We start from the raw sequence: 17,731 nt of genomic DNA on the forward strand, positions 1-17,731 counted from the left end.
ATATACAATTGCTCCCAAAATGCAGTACCAACTTGTATCGAGTAATACATAGTGCGTACTATAGGCATATAAACTGCTAAGAATAATACCACTCAATATACAATGAGCCATCTCGGAATAGGTAATTAGCATATTCAAGGTCAAATATATAGGCAATTTAGACCGTAATTCTGTCCCGTATCTTCTTAAATAATCCATCACCGATACCCTTTACATGCTTAATATCCTCTATGGATGTAAAAGCACCCTTGCTTTGACGATATTCTTCAATACGCTTAGCCATGGTAGGACCAATTCCTGGTAACGCATCCAATTCCTTTACACTAGCCGTATTGATATTTATTTTCTGATTTCTTAATAATGCTTCAGGATTTCCGTGAAAGTTAAATTTGATATGAACATGTTGCCCTCCTTGAACAGTTTCTGCTAAATTAATGGCTTCTACATCTGCGTAAGGCAGTGCTCCACCAGCCCCTTTTATAACATCTCCAACTGTAGAAACTGATGATACCTTATACAGTCCAGGTGACTGAATGGCACCTGTTACATATACGATGATATCTTTTTCATCAGTATTAGACGTTATTTTACCGTCACTCAACTCAAAATTAGAATCTACCTCTTTTTCAGTATTTTCTTTTGACATATCTGCCGCTAATACAGATGAATCTGGCATTATGGTGCTTTCTTCTGTTATAATAGGCCATAGGAAATAAATTCCTACCAAAATACACAGTATTATTACAATCCACTTATGTGACATAATCATTTGTCTCATATAGTCACCTCCTACTGTAAGAGTTTCCATATAAGAAAAATAACTCCTACTTGTGACTCTATTAGTCACATAAGCAGGAGTTTTTAAACCTATGTCGAATATAAGGGCATACTTTCACAGTATTGCCCTATACCTAATGTTAAGGAGTATATAATGAATCAAGTATTATTACACAAGTACGCCCGCACACTGTTACAATCAGGCGTCAATTTACAAGAAAAACAAACACTCATCGTATCTGTTGATGTAGACAATAAAGATTTTGCTGTCATCGTTACAGAAGAAGCCTATCAATTGGGTGCCAAAGAGGTTATCATCAATTGGCGCCATACCCCAATTACACGACAACGCTTATTACATGCTGACTCTTCTGTATTAGAAACACCTGCTAAATGGATTCCTGTTTATTACGAACAATATGTAGAGGAAAAGGCAGCCTTCTTATCTCTTATCAGTGCCAATCCAAAAGCGTTAGCAGGAATTCCTACAGAGCGCATTAGCCTAAACTCACGCAATCTCAACAAGGTCCTATCCTTTTACCATACAGCCATCATGAACTCATCCGTAACATGGTGTGTAGCCGCTGTACCAACAGTGCTTTGGGCTGAACTTCTTGGATATGAAGGTTCAGATGAAGAAAAACTCAACCAACTCTGGCTTACATTACTAAAGTTATGTCGTCTCAATGATGTAGAGGCAAAAGAAACATATGCGCATCACATGGCTAAGCTACGCCATCGTCGTGAAGCATTAAATGCTCTTGATTTAAAAGCATTGCAATACACATGCGAAAATGGTACAGATTTACTTCTCGAATTACCAGAAGACCATATTTGGCAAGGTGGGGAAGAGTTCTCCAAAGAGGGTATCAAATTTAATGCCAATATACCTACAGAAGAGGTGTTCTGTGCACCTCAATGGAATGGTGTAAATGGTAAAGTAGTCAGTACAAAACCACTTATCTACCAAGGCAATCCTATTTCTAACTTCTCCCTTACCTTTGAAAACGGTAAAATTGTTGATTACACAGCTGAAGAAGGGTTAGATATTCTTAAAGAACTCATCGAAACTGACGAAGGATCTCAATATCTTGGTGAAGTAGCCCTCGTGGACCACTATAGCCCTATTAGCCAATCCAATAGAATTTACTATGAAACATTATTTGACGAAAATGCATCCTGCCATTTAGCAATCGGTGCAGCCTATCCAACATGTTTAAAAAATAGCGATGATTTATCGGAAGAAGAGCTCAAAGCACGTGGTCTCAATCACTCCCTCGCTCATGTGGACTTTATGATTGGTCACGAAAACATGAATATTAAAGGCATTACAAAAGACGGCCAACAAGTAGATATCATGATTGACGGTCGCTTATTGGTATAACAGCTTAAATAAAATGGGATAGCATGTCCTACGAAGCGACTTTGGCCCTGCGGAGGCCGAAGGCCGGAGTCAGACCTGGCCGGTGGAGCTTGCGGAGGATGTGCTATCCCATTCAATATTACAGTGTTATTTCCAGTACGCGACCCGTCGATTGATATTCAATAATATCTACACCGGCCGTCTTTAGCATACGTTTTGAAGCCTTAACCTCTTTAGTATCTTTGTACAAATCATCTCGATAAATAACGGCCTTTATGCCACTTTGGATGATAGCCTTTGCACATTCATTACAAGGGAATAGTGTTACATAAATCTTAGACCCTTCTAAAGAACCACCGCGATAGTTTAAAATCGCATTTAATTCACTATGAACGGTATAGAAATATTTATTATCATCTGCCGTATCACGTTCCCATGTGAAATCATCATCACTACAATTTAAGGGCATGCCATTATAACCGATGGATAAGATTTTATTATCATTGCTGACGATACAGGCCCCCACTTGTGTATTAGGATCTTTGGATCGTTGCGCAGCCAAAATAGCAACGCCCATAAAGTATTCATCCCAAGAAATATAATCGCTACGTTTTGCCATAATAACCTCTCTAGACAATAAAGCCCCCTTCTACCTATGTAGTTGGGGGCTTTCATTATATTAACAAATCATATATAGAAATATTATTTTACAACGATATTCACAAGTTTACCTGGTACGTAGATAACCTTAACGATTTGTTTATCTTCTGTAAATTCTTGGACACGGCTAGATTCTTTAGCCAATGCTTCCAATTCTTCTTTCGTAATATTCACAGAAACAGTTAATTTATCGCGAACCTTACCATTAACTTGAAGAACCACTTCTACTTCGTCTACTTTAAGAGCAGATTCTTCATATGTTGGCCAGTTCATAGTATGAACAGATTCAGTTTCGCCAAGTTCATGCCACAATTCTTCTGTAATATGTGGCACGAATGGAGCTAATAACAACACGAGATTATGTGTTAATTCATTAGCAAGATCTGCATTTACAGCTTCAACTTTATCCTTGTGTGCATACATAGCATTTACAAGTTCCATGATAGCACTAATAGCCGTATTAAAGTTAAAGCTATTGTCTAAGTCTTCTGTAACCTTTTTGATAACACGGTGTAATTCACGGCGTAATGCCACTTCGTCTTTTGTAAGGTCACTCGTATGACTTTCTTTTGCTACTTGGTCATACGCATCAACAATACGCCATACGCGACCTAAGAAACGATAGGAACCTTCAACACCTTGGTCACTCCAATCAAGATCGCGGTCAACTGGTGCTGCGAACAAGATGAATAGACGAGCTGTATCAGCACCGTACTTATTGATGATTTCTTCTGGAGAAACCACATTGCCTTTAGATTTAGACATCTTGCTGCCTTCTTTAAGTACCATACCTTGAGTCAAAAGGCCGCGGAATGGTTCGTTAGCTTCGATGAGGCCTAAATCATGGATAACTTTCACAAAGAAACGAGAGTATAACAAGTGCAAGATAGCATGTTCAATACCACCGATGTATTGGTCAACATTCATCCAGTAGTTAGCAATTTTGGAATCGAATGGTGCTTTATCGTTCAATGCGTCAGTGTAACGCAAGAAGTACCAAGAGGAATCGATAAATGTATCCATAGTATCTGTTTCACGATGTGCAGGGCCACCACATTTAGGGCATGTAGCATGCATAAAGCTTTCAGATGTAGCCAATGGAGAAACGGCACCAGATTCGAATTGAACATCTTCAGGAAGACGTACAGGCAATTCTTCTTCTGGTACGAGTTGTTCACCACATTTATCGCAATATACAACAGGAATTGGCACACCCCAATAACGTTGGCGAGAGATAAGCCAATCGCGAAGACGGAAATTAGTTTTACCTTCACCGATACCGCGTTCGTGAAGTGCAGCTGTAATATTTTTACGAGCCTCTGCAGATGTTTGACCATCAAATTCGCCAGAATTAATCAACACGCCATCTTCGTGGTCAGATTCTTCCCATGTATCGAAATTGTAGCTTTCACCATTGTGAGAAACAACAGGTTTAATAGGCAAATCGTATTTATGAGCAAATTCCCAGTCCCGTTCGTCATGAGCAGGAGAACCCATAACGGCACCAGTACCATAATCTACGAGAACATAGTTAGCAATCCAAATAGGCACTTGTTCACCAGACATAGGATTTACCGCATAGGAACCGGTAAACATGCCTTCCTTAGGAACCTCAGTAGAGGTGCGGTCAATATCACTCATATTACGCATACGAGTAATAAAAGCTTCAAGTTCAGCTTTATTAGGCGCATTATCGATAAGGCGTTCCACATAAGGATGTTCAGGTGCCAATACAACATAGCTTACTCCATAGATTGTATCTACCCGTGTAGTATAAACGGATACGCGCTCATTAATAGAAGGTACATCAAAGGAGAATTCTGTACCTTCAGAGCGACCAATCCAGTTTTTTTGCATCAATTTAACGCGTTGAGGCCAGCCATCAAGGGTATCGAGATCATCCAATAAGCGATCTGCATATTCAGTGATGCGGAGGAACCATTGGGATAAATCCTTTTTCTCTACAGGATTATCACAACGCCAGCAAAGACCATCAATAACTTGTTCGTTAGCTAATACAGTGTGGCAAGTTTCACACCAGTTTACTTTGGCTTCTTTTTTATAAGCTAAACCTTTTTTATAGAATTGTTCGAAGAACCATTGTGTCCATTTATAGTAATCTTCTTTACATGTTGCAACTTCACGGTCCCAATCATAGGAAAGGCCCAATGCTTTTTGTTGCTTTTTCATGTTCTCAATATTATCAAGAGTCCATGTTTTAGGTGCAATACCATGTTTAATAGCTGCATTTTCTGCAGGCATACCAAAGGAATCCCAGCCCATTGGATGCAATACGTTAAAACCATTCATTTTCTTAAAACGTGCTACTACGTCGCCGATGGAATAGTTGCGCACATGGCCCATATGCAAATTGCCAGATGGGTATGGGAACATTTCTAAGGTATAATATTTCTCTTTGCTTTCATCGTATTCAGTTTTAAAAGTATGGTTTTCATCCCAGTACTTTTGCCACTTAGTTTCAATATCTTGGGCTACATATTTTTCGTTCATGTAGGTGCCTCCTCAAATCTGTATGTGATTCCTAATCAATAGTATTATTGTACTACTTAGTACTATAAACCGTCAATTTATCTACTTTTTTACTACTTGAACAGCGGGAACGATAGACGCTATATCATTATCAACCTTTTGCTTTTCATTCACAGTCTTAGCATTCGCTTTTGTACGTTCTTTAGATGCTTTAGCTTCGGCTTTCGCCTTTTCTTTAGCAGCCTTAGTCTCTGCCTTAGCCTTTTCCTTCGCTGCCTTTGCCTCTGCTTTCGCCTTTTCTTTAGCTGCTTTTTCAAGAGCCTTACGTTCAGCCTTTGTTAATGGTTTTTCAACAACAGGCTTAGGAGCTTCAGCAACTGGTGCTGTATTAGGTGTACCTTTACCTAAATCAATGCCTTGAATCATTGTAATCGTATTATCATCTTCAAAGCCTTTACGCCATGCAGCAAAGCCGGCCAATTGTAATTCTTTTACTAGGTTTAATTTATATCCTAAGGATTTATTATCTTCAAACCAAATCTTATCGGTACCACTAGTTGTTGGAATAGCTGCATAATAGGACTTTAATGTATCATTCCAAATAATATTAGATGCATAGTTACTAAAATAAGTCGGTTCATTTTTAATGGCCAATGTTTCACCCCGTGCCACACCGCCTGATTCATGCCAAATTCTAGTGTAGAATGGAATGCCAAGAACAAGCTTTTGACTTGGTACCTCTTGCAACATCTTCTCAGCATGATCGCGTACCCAAGGATAACTCGCTACAGGTCCTGCAATAGTACTTTTAGTCCAAGTTTCATCGTAGGCCATCAATACAACGTAATCTACACTATCTGCAAAGGACTTACGATCATATACAAGAGACCAATTAGGACTATTGGAATACCCAGTTACATCAACGGAAGATTGAATATTATACTTGTGTAATTCATCTGCTAAATAAGCTACGAACTTCGTCAATCTATCTCTATCAGCATAGTCTACATTTTCAAAATCAAAATTATAACCACTAAAACCATAAATATAGGCATAATGAATTAAATTTTGAGCATATTTTTTCCACAATGCTTCATCTGCTAAAATACCGCTCGTAAAGCCTGGATCAAAACGATTGGTAATGAGAGGCCACACGTGATAACCATTAGTTTTATAAACTTTCACATAATCAATATCAATATTAGGACTCGATTCCAATCCTAAACTATGCAATTTAAACCAACTAGGAGAAATAATATTATCTCCACTAGCATTTAGTTTTTCTGCATATGGTGCCCCTTGATTAGGCCATGGGTCAAAAGCCCAAGACAATGGCCCTTGAACAGGTTTATTCTGTAATACCTGCATGGTTTCTGGTGCCGGAGAAACTTGTAGTTGACCATCATTTTTAGTATAGGTTACACCTATCAGTGGTGTTGTTCCCTCTAAATCGACGTACTCCATACCATTTCGTTTTGTAATGGGTAATTTTACAGGCTCCCCAACTGCTTTAGGATTCATTGTAATGGTCGTACCATTGAGTTCTAATTGTGGTACGTAGATTGTATAAGACGTCTTATATTGATTCGCCTCATAATTTCGATTCGTCGTATTCAAATATTGTTGTAATGGTACTAGCACCTCTGCTTTCACCGTATTACCTGAAATACTAGATAATACTGCTGCCGCCAAGGTAGTAACCATAGCAAATTTACGTAGCATGGATATCTCCTATTATATATACTTAATTGCTCCTGTTTACATAACAATTTCTATATTATATCATACATATATTGAGTAATATAAATTTGTGCTCTTTGAAAGCATAATTCATAAAACATAAAGGAGTTATTATGCATCAATATTTATTTTTTATAGGGGATTTTCCGATTAGAGCCTATGGTGTTATGCTTGCACTGGCAATTATTAGCGGTGCTTCTGTTGCGTATTTTCTACTCAAAAAGGATGGTCGCGGTTGGCATGAACATATCATCGATTTTTCTATTACCGTTGCCATTGCAGGACTTATTGGAGCCCGTTTATGGGATGTATTTTTCTTTGACTGGCATTACTATTCTAATCATCTCCTAGAGATACCTTATGTATGGCAAGGTGGTATGGCCATTCAAGGCGGTGTTGTATTCGGTACACTGGCCGGTTTTTGGTTTGTAAAAAAACACAATATCGATGCTTGGGCCTTTGCCGATGTATTTGCACCTGCCCTTATCTTAGCCCAATCGGTAGGGCGTATGGCCAATCTATTTAATGGCGACGCCTTTGGTCATCCTACAGGCGGTAATTTTGGGATTCTCTATCCTGAAAGTACCCTTGCGTACCGCACCTATGGTAATCAACCATTATGGCCTGCAGAAATTTGGGAGGGTCAAATCGATATTCTTATCTTTGTAGCCTTATTACTGTTTAGCTCTTTTAAACATGCTAAGGGACAAGTATTCGTTCTATACGCTATTTTATATTCCGCAGCACGTTTCTTCTTAGAATTCTTACGCGGTGACTATGTCAATCTTACGATGGGATTAAAATCTGCACAAATGACTAGCCTCATCGTTATGATTGTAGGTATGTGCGTATTTATCTACTTTGGCTATCTCGACAAAAAACAACAAGCCTTAACTGAGGCTAATGAAGCAGCTATCGAATCACCAACAAAACAAAAAAAACGAAAATAATAAAATCCTTCATTCACGGTTTTCCATGAATGAAGGATTTTTTATATGTATATAGTTATATATTCATCAAAAGTGTATAACCTAAAATCAAAAACAAGCGATTATAATTGTTCTTGAACCTTTAATACTTCAAGCTCTTCTAAGGCACGATTAGCAATAAGAGCATTCTTCTCTTTTTTCTTACGAATCCGTTGTGGCCAAGATTCCATGATACCAAAGTTGACATTCATTGGTTGGAAATTTGAACCTTCATAACCAGAAATATAGTGGCTTAGTGAACCAATAGCTGTAGTCTTAGGGAAGTTAATAAATTCTTTTTCCTTAAGATATCGTGTTACCTGTAAGCCTACCATGAGACCTGATGCGGCTGATTCAAGATACCCTTCTACGCCAGTCATCTGACCTGCAAAGAATAAACGAGTATCTGACTTCAATTGAAATGCATGATTTAACAACTCAGGGGAATTGATATACGTATTACGATGCATCACACCATACCGAATAAATTCAGCATTTTCAAGGCCAGGAATTAGACCGAATACGCGTTTTTGCTCGCCCCATTTTAAATGGGTTTGGAAACCCACGAGGTTGAACATGGTGCCCTCTTTATTTTCCTTACGCAATTGGACAACTGCGTAAGACTCTTCATTAGTCCGTTTATCTACAAGGCCTACTGGCTTTAGTGGACCATAACGCAATGTATCTTCTCCGCGAGAGGCCATAATTTCCACAGGCATACAACCTTCAAAATAGATTTCTTTTTCAAAATCCTTCGGCTCTACCGCCTCAGCATGGGTCAATTCGTGCCAAAATTGCTTATATTCCACTTCACTCATAGGGCAGTTAAGATAATCTGCATCACCTTTATCATAGCGAGACGCTGCAAATACCTTATCATAATTAAGAGATTCTGCCGTTACAATCGGAGCTGCTGCATCATAGAAGTAAAAGCCTGTATTACCTGTTAACTCTCTAATTGCATCACCAAGAGCCTCTGAAGTTAGTGGTCCAGATGCAAAGATGACTGTTCCCTCCGTAGGAATCGTAGTCACCTCTTCATAATGGACAGTAATATTAGGATGACTCTTAATCTTTTCAGTTACCATAGTACTAAATAGATGACGGTCAACTGCTAAGGCACCACCAGCTGGTACAGCTGTTGCATCTGCACATTCCATAATTAACGAGCCTAATCGACGCATTTCTTCCTTTAGTAGACCAACAGCATTCTCTATATTACCAGCGCGCAAGGAATTGCTACAAACTAGTTCAGCAAATTGATCCGTTTGATGGGCCGGAGAACTCTTTACAGGACGCATTTCATATAAATCGACAGCAACACCACGATTGGCAAGTTGCCACGCTGCTTCAGAACCAGCTAATCCAGCCCCTATAACAGTAACTCTATTTTCACTCACTCTTTGTATCCTCTTCTTTCTTTACTGCATCATCGGTCTTTTTCTTTCTCGTTTTTTTAGGCGGTCTAGTCGGACAAGTTTCATTAGAGCAGAATTTTTTCGTTGATCCATTTTTATAGGTTTTTTCGACGATAATGCTACCACAGGTGTCGCAGAACTCATGGGTTGGCTTATCCCATAATGTAAAATCGCATTGTGGATAACGATTACAACCATAAAAGATACGACCGCGCTTAGATTTCCGTTCTACGATTTCCCCTTCACCGCATTTAGGACAAGCAACACCGGTACCAACCGTAATCGGTTTAGTGTTCTTGCATTCTGGGAAGTTAGAACATGCTAAGAATTTTCCATAGCGACCGAATTTATAGACCATCGGATGACCGCATAATTCACAGGTTTCATCACTTTCCATGGATGCGATTTGAATTTTGTCTACATCGCTAGCATCATCTAACTCTTGTTTAAAGATATCATAGAAATTAGATAGTACCTTCACATATGTATCTTTACCATTGGCAATGGCATCAAGTTCTTCTTCTAGCTCTGCTGTAAAACCAGTATTGATGATTTTTTCAAAATAGTTTACCAAGAAATCGACAACTACAAACCCTAATTCTGTAGGAATGAATTGTTTATTATTCATTTCAACATAGTTGCGACTAACAATGGTATCTAGAATTGGCGCATATGTACTAGGGCGACCAATACCTAATTCTTCTAATGTCTTGATTAGACTTGCCTCAGAATATCTAGCAGGTGGTTGCGTAAAATGTTGCTCTGGATCAATGAGCACAGTTTCCACCACATCAGATTTCTTCAACGTTGGTAATTGTGGCGTATCTTCTTTCTTACTATCTTCATAGACTGCACTAAATCCAGGGAATAACACACGAGAACCAATTGCCTTAAAGGTGTAAGTATCATCAATATCTAGTTCAATGGTAGTGGACTCATTTTGTTGTGGTGCCATTTGGCTAGCCATAAAACGATTCCAAATCAGTGTATAGAGCTTTAATTCATCACGACTTACAAAGGGTTCTACCATCTTAGGTGTCAATTCCAGAGATGTTGGACGAATGGCTTCATGAGCATCTTGAGCAGAATCCTTTTTACCATATACATTCGGTTTAGCAGGGCAATAATCATCACCATAGGTTCTTTTAATATAGTCTCTTGCTTGTTCCTGCATATCTTTAGAGATACGCGTAGAGTCTGTACGCATATAAGTAATAAGACCTACATGGCCATAAGAACCAATTTCCAAACCTTCGTATAAATGTTGAGCAATCATCATCGTCCGTTTTGCACCAAAATTGAGTTTTCGAACACCATCTTGTTGCAAGGTGGACGTTGTGAAAGGCGGTGCTGCTTTACGGCTTCGTTTACTTTTCTTAACGGTGGTAACCGTAGACTCTTGATCTGCAATTGCCTTTTTTATAGCCAATGCATCTGCTTCACAAGTAATATCGAGCTTATCCCCTTTTACATGTGTTAATTCAGCGGAAAATTCTTCATTGCCTTTCGTTTTAAATCGACCTTCAATAGACCAATATTCTTGTGGTACAAAGGCATCTATTTCACGTTCACGTTCACAGATGAGACGCACAGCTACGGATTGAACACGTCCGGCACTCAGGCCTTTACAAACCTTTTTCCATAATAAGGGACTTAATTTGTAACCTACAATACGGTCTAACACACGACGAGCTTGTTGTGCGTCAACCATGTTCATATCTACTGTACGTGGATGTTGTAAGGCCTCCGCTACAGCAGTTTTAGTAATCTCATTAAATGTAATACGACAATTGGACGTAGTATCTACATTAAGAATATATGCTAAATGCCAAGAAATCGCTTCCCCTTCGCGGTCCGGGTCAGTTGCGAGCAATACAGCACTACTTTCATCAGCATGGGCGACTAAATCATCGATAACCTTTTTACGCGCTACAAGATTACTATATCTTGGCGTAAAATCATGATCAATATCGATGCCCATTTGAGATTTTGGCAAATCACGAAGATGGCCCATACTAGCTTTTACAATGTAATTAGGACCTAGAAATTTTTCTATTGTTTTAGATTTAGCTGGTGATTCCACGATGACAAGTACTTTGCCATCAGGATTATATACCCGTGGTTGTCTTTGCTCTGGTGGCATCGATGTGGCCACGATAGATTTATCGCGTACAATCCCAACAGGGGTTAACGCTTCTTTGGCTACCTTTTTCTTAACCGTAGCCTTTTTCTTTTTTGTTTCTTGTTTTGGTTCTTTAGGTTCCCCAATAACGATAGATCGTTTAATGGACAAGTATATCACTCCCGATAAGGTTAATATAGCCCTTAGAATGAACCTTTTCTATCATATGTTTCATTTCAAGGTCTAATAAAATGCTTTGTAATCGTTGCAATGGAATATGTGTTTCTTTAATCAAATCCCCTACACTAATACATTGATCTGTAGGAATTTTACTCAAAACAACCTCCCATTCTAACTTAAAGCTTAACACATCGGACCCTTGCGTATCAACTGCACGCGGTTTTAGCTCATAATCATCTATGATATCTTGTGCTTTGGTCAAAACATTAGCGCCTTGACGCATGAGCCAGTGATTCCCTTCGGCTACATTACTCAAAATACTACCTGGCACGACATAAATCTCACGTCCTTCATTGGCCGCCATATCTGCTGTTATAAGTGAACCGCTACTTGCCTTTGCTTCTACTACGATGATGATTTGTGAAAGTCCGCTTATGATGCGATTTCTTGCAGGGAAATGTACGCTAGATGGTGGTGTACCAGGAGGATATTCCGATAATAAAAGGCCATTATGTTTAAGTACCGTATCAAACAATCGTTTATTTTCTGGAGGATACACTATATCTAAACCACATCCCATAACTACTATCACTTGACCATTAGCTGCCAAGGCACCTTCATGACTATGGCTATCTATACCTCTTGCACCACCACTAACTATTGCCACATTGTAAGCAGCTAATTCTTTTCCTATCCGCAAGGCTACATTTCGGCCGTAATCTGAGCACTTACGGGCTCCTACCATGGCAATTTTCATAGTTTCGTCATCTAACAGAGATGTATTTCCACGCACAAATATGACTGCAGGTGGATTATATATCTCCTGTAAGTGTCCTGGAAATAATACATCTAGATATGTAATATATTCTATACGCCAGTTTTTAAGAGCCTTATAAATAGTTTGTAGTCGTTCATTGGTAGCCTCTTTTTCTATCTGCTTATACTTAGTAGAGGGTATGCCTAATATACATTTTAAATTCTTACGATCTCGTAAAGCACACCAAGCCTCATAGGGACCGCCGAAATTATTGACCAAATCACGTATATTAGCCGCACCTAGTGCAGTAATACTCTGCATTGCAGCAATATAGAAATTACTTTCATACTGTTGTTCCATCATGATCTCCTATTCTCGACACATGAAATGGTGTATGCCGATATAACATCGCTTCTGAAATATGTTTCTTTTCTACATATAATGAACCATCCATATCTGCAATGGTTCGACTCACCTTGAGTAATCTATCAAAGCTACGCCCTGTAAAATGAAATCTTTCATACACATCACTAAGTAGATTCCAACAATCATCCTGAATATTACAAAGTTCACGGATGGCGCGATGTGGCATAGAGCCATTTGTTTTAAATGTACAATCTTTAAATCGTTCTAACTGTATATTTCGTCCCCGCTCAACCAAGTCTTTCATATCAGAGCTACTTAAAGAATCCTCATTGGTCAAAAGCATATCATTAAAACTAGGCCGTTCAACAGAAATATATAAATCAATGCGGTCTAGTATAGGCCCAGAAATTTTATTTTGGTATTTCATAAGTTCTGTGGAAGAACAAACACATTCTTTATGAGGATCTCCGTAATACCCACAAGGGCATGGATTAGCGGCTAATACACATATAAATTTAGCAGGATATTCATAGCTATTTTGCAATCGATTTACCGTAATCGTATGCGACTCTAAAGGTTGTCTTAGAGCATCTAAGATAAATCGTGGAAACTCTGGTGCTTCATCAATAAATAGCACCCCATTATGGGCTAATGTAATTTCTCCGGGCTTTGCATTACTGCCGCCTCCTATTATGCTCGCCAAGGTTGCCGTATGATGCGGACCTCTAAAGGGGCGTCTACTGATAAGTGTATTTTTCTCTAATAGTCCAGCCACATCATGAATACGTGTTGTTTCAAACCGTTCATCCCAACTCATATCCGGCAATATAGTCGGTAATCGTTCTGCCAGCATCGTTTTCCCGGCCCCAGGAGGTCCTGTCATCATTACGTGGTGCAAACCTGTAGCCACAATAATCATGGCTCGTTTACCTAACTCTTGGCCATGTACATCCTTATAATCGATACTACTATACGTTTTATCCTCTCTATTAGTACTTATATCTTCAACCGTATAACTATCAGGCTTTATTAGAACTTGTACAATATCTTCTAATGTACGAGCCCCATAGGATGCAATGGTATCGATATAATGAAGTAAGGCTATATTCTCAGAACTTGTAAATACAGTTACTAGCTTTTCATCTAATGCCTTCATAGCCATACTAAGAATACCCTGTGTCTTTTTAAGCCCTCCATCCAAGGACAGTTCACCGATAAACAAAGTTGACTGCAATAAGCTCATTAATTTACGTTTTCTCATCTTAATTTGACCTGATGCGGCCAATACACCTATAGCTATTGGTAAATCAAGACCAGAACTACTTTTTCGTACCTCTGCAGGGCCTAAATTGACGACAATACGACGCATAGGAAATTCAAACCCACTATTTTTAATAGCGGCCCTAACCCGTTCTCTAGATTCTTTTACAGCTTGATTTGGTAGACCAACTATATCAAAGACGGGCAAGCCCTGCGATATATCTACCTCAACGGTAACAATGACGCCATCTAATCCATCTATAGTAGCACCATAGACCTTTGCATACATAATTTAGCCTCCTACAAAAAACATTGAGGCATATAGTGTATAGTTGCTTTAAGATCTTCATGGACATATACCTCAACTACATCAAAGGACAATTCTTTCCATTTGCGGTTTTGAGCACGCAAATCGCGTATAAAATACATTGCAGCCTGTTTGATATGCTTCTGTTTTCGTTTAGAAACAGCCTCACGAGGCAGACCGTGTGTAACACCACGACGGGCTTTAATCTCAATGAAGTGATAGGTCAACCCATTTTTCGCAATGATGTCAATTTCACCTACCTTAGTTTTGTAATTGGTCGTCACGATTTTCAGTCCTTGTTTCTCAATATAATGACGAGCAATGTCTTCCCCCCAATTACCAAGGGCCTTTGCATCTAATAGGTTACAATTTTCTTCACAATTAATCGTATTCATAGTTACCTCCTTGTGTATATAGATGCTTTCGAATACTTATATATACAGAATAAAAAGGTAACTACCCTAATGTAAATAGAAAAGAGGTTCCTAATAGTCACCTAAGTGACCAATAGGAACCTCTTTTTAATAGATTTTTCACTTTTATTTCACAATAGAGTAATCTATATATTTAATTCTCTTCTCGATACCATCCAACAATTGACTTAATCGGTTCAAAACTCTTTCTATGCAATGGTGTCACACCTTGCTGCTCAACAGCCTCTCTGTGGAGTTCTGTATAATATCCCTTATGTATGCCAAATCCATAGCCAGGATACTCTTCATCGAGACTTTTCATATATCGATCTCGTGTAACCTTGGCAATGATTGATGCAGCTGCAATATTAGCGCTTTTACTATCCCCTTTAACAATAGATTCTACAGGAATCATTAAATCTGGTAACTTCATTGCATCTGCTACAACCGCCTCTGCTGGTACATCGAGAGTACGAATAGCTTCGTACATAGCTTGACGTGTTGCTTCGTAAATATTGAGTTCATCAATTTTTTCTGGACCATAGGAAATACAACTTACCGCTACAGCCTCTTGCATAATGATATCATACAATGCTTCACGTTTCTCTTCAGTTAGCTTTTTAGAGTCATTTAGACCTGGAATTAATGTCATAGGCGGTAAAATAACGGCAGCCACCGTAACAGGACCTGCAATGGGACCACGCCCTACCTCATCGACGCCAGCCACATGATATAGCCCTTCATCATAGAACATGCCTTCATAGTCGTACATACCCATCAAGCGTTGTTGTTCTTTTAGCTCTTTTTCTTGACGTTTAATATAAGAGGCTGCTAACTTTTGAACGGAACTACGAGTATCCTCTTGTGCTAATGGCAAAATTTCCAAAGCTTGTTCCGTTTCAAAAAGGGCCTTAATATCAGCTACCTTTAACTTAGCGAAGATATCCTTATCCATGACATGTTTCCTCACCATCTTCTGGATAATACGGTTCTTCATCAACTTGATCTAGTGTAATTGTACCAAGCTTTGTATTGCGATAGTCTTGCAAAATAATGCGGCGCGCCTTATCAAGGTCAACAACACCACCGCTTACAAGGCAGCCTCGACGACGACCAATGCTTACAAGAATTGTATCCACATCGGCCATCTCTTCTTCTTTTAATTTGTAGCGTTCAATCAAGATATTAGGTGTATTCGTCAATAGATGGTTTAACAATTGCTTAATTACGTGCTCTAAGTCATATACATCATCAGAAATAGCACCAGTCATAGCAAGGCGAGCCGCTGCGCGTTGGTCCTCTAATTTAGGCCATAATACGCCTGGTGTATCAAGCAATTCAAGATTTTTACCGATCTTAACCCATTGTTGGCCACGTGTATGACCAGCCTTGTTAGCTGTACGCGTTGCTGCAGAGCCTGCTAAGGAGTTAATCAATGTAGATTTACCCACATTAGGAATCCCTAAAATAATAGTACGTACAGAACGACTGCGAATGCCTTTGGCTACCCAACGGTCAATAATTGGTTTACTGAGGCGTTCTACTGTGGATAAAAGCTTTTTATTGCCCTTACCAGATTTAGAATCGATAGCAAGAACAGTAATGCCTTTTTTAGTAAAGAATTCAGTCCATTCCTTTGTGGCTTTAGGATCTGCTAAATCGACCTTATTTAACAGCACAATGTGTGGTTTTTGACCAATAAGATCAATGATTACAGGGTTCGCACTAGAACGTGGAATACGCGCATCTAATAGCTCAATAACTACATCAACCTTTTTAATATACTCCGTAATCATGCGCGTGGCTTTCGCCATATGCCCTGGGAACCAATGTACGATAGGTGAATCTGCCATAATGTCTCCTTTCTATATATCTTTCATATGTATATATTTTATATCTATATTTTAGCAAAAATAAAAGGCTGCCAACGGCAGCCTTTTAAGAACATTAGCGTTTTTCGCGAATACGAGCAGCTTTACCAGTAAGGTTACGTAAGTAGTACAATTTAGCACGACGAACAACACCACGGCGCATAACTTCGATTTTAGCTAAGCGTGGGCTGTGAAGTGGGAATGTACGTTCTACACCTACACCGGATGCAATACGACGAACTGTGAAAGTTTCACGTACGCCACCGTTTTGACGTTTAATTACCAAACCTTCGAACACTTGGATACGTTCGCGAGTACCTTCCACAACTTTTACGTGTACACGAACTGTGTCACCAGCGCGGAATGTAGGGATGTCTGTACGAAGTTGTTCTTGTTCAAGTACGTTAATAATGTTCATTGTTTCCTCCTGTTTGCAGACATTCAATACCTACACCTTATAGGCAGCGGACTGTCTCAAATTAACAGTAATATATTATCACAAGTCAATGTACAATGCAAGAGGTTGTACACTATATCTTGTATAGATTTATATACTTAATTTACTGTAGGTATATGCAGGACAATATAGCATTAATCTATGCGACATAATAAATCATACAGGTCTTGTCTATCTTCCGTAGATAGGTGCCTAAAACGATGGGCTAACTGTTTTTCTCTATGCTCAACTAAACCTTGAGCCTCTGCTCTACCTGTATCAGTTAATGTCACAACAGTTGTACGTTTATCCATAGTATCTATGTTTTTTTCTACAAACCCTAATTGTATGAGTACATCAAGTTGCTCTGATACGGTAGCCGGTCTGATATGTAAAGTATCAACTAATACGCGTTGACTTGTTCCTTTACCAATAGTATATAGTTCCATGAGAATTCGATAACGTGAACCTTCACGCTTAGCCGTCACATTACGGAGGGCATTGAATAATTCAACATTTGTAATCATAATGGCATCTCCTTACAACCTTGTATACTATTATATATTCGACATACACAGTAGAAATCCTGCATATAGTAAAAGG

General features: G+C 39.0%; 15 protein-coding genes. 2 read left to right on the forward strand and 13 right to left on the reverse strand.

Annotated elements, in window-relative coordinates; genetic code table 11:
- Positions 1 to 157 precede the first annotated feature (157 nt).
- Positions 158 to 778 carry a ComEA family DNA-binding protein gene (locus VTHSUH11_RS07760; protein ID WP_105093241.1) on the reverse strand — a complete coding sequence of 207 codons (621 nt, stop codon included), beginning with the start codon at positions 776 to 778 and terminating at the stop codon, positions 158 to 160.
- A 153-nt stretch (positions 779 to 931) separates the two neighbouring features.
- Between VTHSUH11_RS07760 and VTHSUH11_RS07765 the strand changes: the two genes are divergently transcribed.
- Positions 932 to 2,161, forward strand: coding sequence for an aminopeptidase (locus VTHSUH11_RS07765; protein ID WP_105093242.1), 1,230 nt, complete (start codon positions 932 to 934; stop codon positions 2,159 to 2,161).
- A 118-nt stretch (positions 2,162 to 2,279) separates the two neighbouring features.
- Here VTHSUH11_RS07765 and VTHSUH11_RS07770 read toward each other — a convergent pair whose 3' ends face one another.
- The 3 genes from VTHSUH11_RS07770 to VTHSUH11_RS07780 form a co-directional block, all read right to left on the reverse strand.
- Positions 2,280 to 2,759 carry a deoxycytidylate deaminase gene (locus VTHSUH11_RS07770; protein WP_005377547.1) on the reverse strand — a complete coding sequence of 160 codons (480 nt, stop codon included), beginning with the start codon at positions 2,757 to 2,759 and terminating at the stop codon, positions 2,280 to 2,282.
- Positions 2,760 to 2,842: 83 nt separating this feature from the next.
- Positions 2,843 to 5,311: a leucine--tRNA ligase gene (leuS, locus tag VTHSUH11_RS07775; RefSeq protein WP_105093243.1), complete on the reverse strand. Its 2,469-nt coding sequence runs from the start codon at positions 5,309 to 5,311 to the stop codon at positions 2,843 to 2,845.
- A gap of 81 nt (positions 5,312 to 5,392) precedes the next feature.
- The gene (locus VTHSUH11_RS07780) at positions 5,393 to 7,012 is read right to left on the reverse strand and encodes a glycosyl hydrolase family 18 protein (RefSeq protein WP_105093244.1); all 1,620 of its coding nucleotides are present in this window, start codon (positions 7,010 to 7,012) and stop codon (positions 5,393 to 5,395) included.
- Between the two features lie 131 nt (positions 7,013 to 7,143).
- On the opposite strand from VTHSUH11_RS07780, the gene lgt reads away from it, so the two are divergent.
- Complete coding sequence (gene lgt, locus VTHSUH11_RS07785; protein ID WP_105093245.1) at positions 7,144 to 7,980, forward strand: prolipoprotein diacylglyceryl transferase; 837 nt, start codon at positions 7,144 to 7,146, stop codon at positions 7,978 to 7,980.
- A gap of 101 nt (positions 7,981 to 8,081) precedes the next feature.
- On the opposite strand, the gene trmFO is transcribed toward lgt, so the two are convergent.
- The 9 genes from trmFO to VTHSUH11_RS07830 all read right to left on the reverse strand — a co-directional run bounded on the left by trmFO (position 8,082) and on the right by VTHSUH11_RS07830 (position 17,655).
- Positions 8,082 to 9,398 (reverse strand): methylenetetrahydrofolate--tRNA-(uracil(54)-C(5))-methyltransferase (FADH(2)-oxidizing) TrmFO, encoded by a 1,317-nt coding sequence (gene trmFO / locus VTHSUH11_RS07790; protein ID WP_105093246.1) that lies wholly within the window; start codon positions 9,396 to 9,398, stop codon positions 8,082 to 8,084.
- Positions 9,391 to 11,709, reverse strand: coding sequence for a type I DNA topoisomerase (gene topA, locus VTHSUH11_RS07795; RefSeq protein WP_105093247.1), 2,319 nt, complete (start codon positions 11,707 to 11,709; stop codon positions 9,391 to 9,393). The genes trmFO and topA overlap by 8 nt, the downstream gene beginning before the upstream one ends.
- Positions 11,699 to 12,835, reverse strand: a complete 1,137-nt coding sequence (gene dprA, locus VTHSUH11_RS07800; RefSeq protein WP_105093248.1) for a DNA-processing protein DprA — start codon at positions 12,833 to 12,835, stop codon at positions 11,699 to 11,701. The genes topA and dprA overlap by 11 nt, the downstream gene beginning before the upstream one ends.
- Positions 12,819 to 14,390, reverse strand: a complete 1,572-nt coding sequence (locus VTHSUH11_RS07805; RefSeq protein ID WP_105093249.1) for a YifB family Mg chelatase-like AAA ATPase — start codon at positions 14,388 to 14,390, stop codon at positions 12,819 to 12,821. Before VTHSUH11_RS07805 ends, dprA begins: the two co-directional genes overlap by 17 nt.
- An 11-nt stretch (positions 14,391 to 14,401) precedes the next feature.
- On the reverse strand, positions 14,402 to 14,803 hold the full coding sequence (locus VTHSUH11_RS07810) for a YraN family protein (protein WP_059362653.1): 402 nt from the start codon (positions 14,801 to 14,803) through the stop codon (positions 14,402 to 14,404).
- A 172-nt stretch (positions 14,804 to 14,975) separates the two neighbouring features.
- Entirely contained in the window at positions 14,976 to 15,776 is an 801-nt protein-coding gene (locus VTHSUH11_RS07815) for a ribonuclease HII (protein WP_105093250.1), read from the reverse strand.
- A complete protein-coding gene (gene ylqF / locus VTHSUH11_RS07820; protein WP_105093251.1) occupies positions 15,769 to 16,674 on the reverse strand; it encodes a ribosome biogenesis GTPase YlqF in 906 nt (301 codons plus the stop codon). The genes VTHSUH11_RS07815 and ylqF overlap by 8 nt, the downstream gene beginning before the upstream one ends.
- Positions 16,675 to 16,768: 94 nt before the next feature.
- The gene (gene rplS, locus VTHSUH11_RS07825; RefSeq protein WP_004695921.1) at positions 16,769 to 17,110 is read right to left on the reverse strand and encodes a 50S ribosomal protein L19; all 342 of its coding nucleotides are present in this window, start codon (positions 17,108 to 17,110) and stop codon (positions 16,769 to 16,771) included.
- 173 nt (positions 17,111 to 17,283) lie between these two features.
- Entirely contained in the window at positions 17,284 to 17,655 is a 372-nt protein-coding gene (locus VTHSUH11_RS07830; protein ID WP_105093252.1) for a MarR family winged helix-turn-helix transcriptional regulator, read from the reverse strand.
- Positions 17,656 to 17,731 lie beyond the last annotated feature (76 nt).

The sequence above is a fragment of the Veillonella tobetsuensis genome, assembly GCF_002959935.1.
GTDB lineage: Bacteria > Bacillota > Negativicutes > Veillonellales > Veillonellaceae > Veillonella > Veillonella tobetsuensis.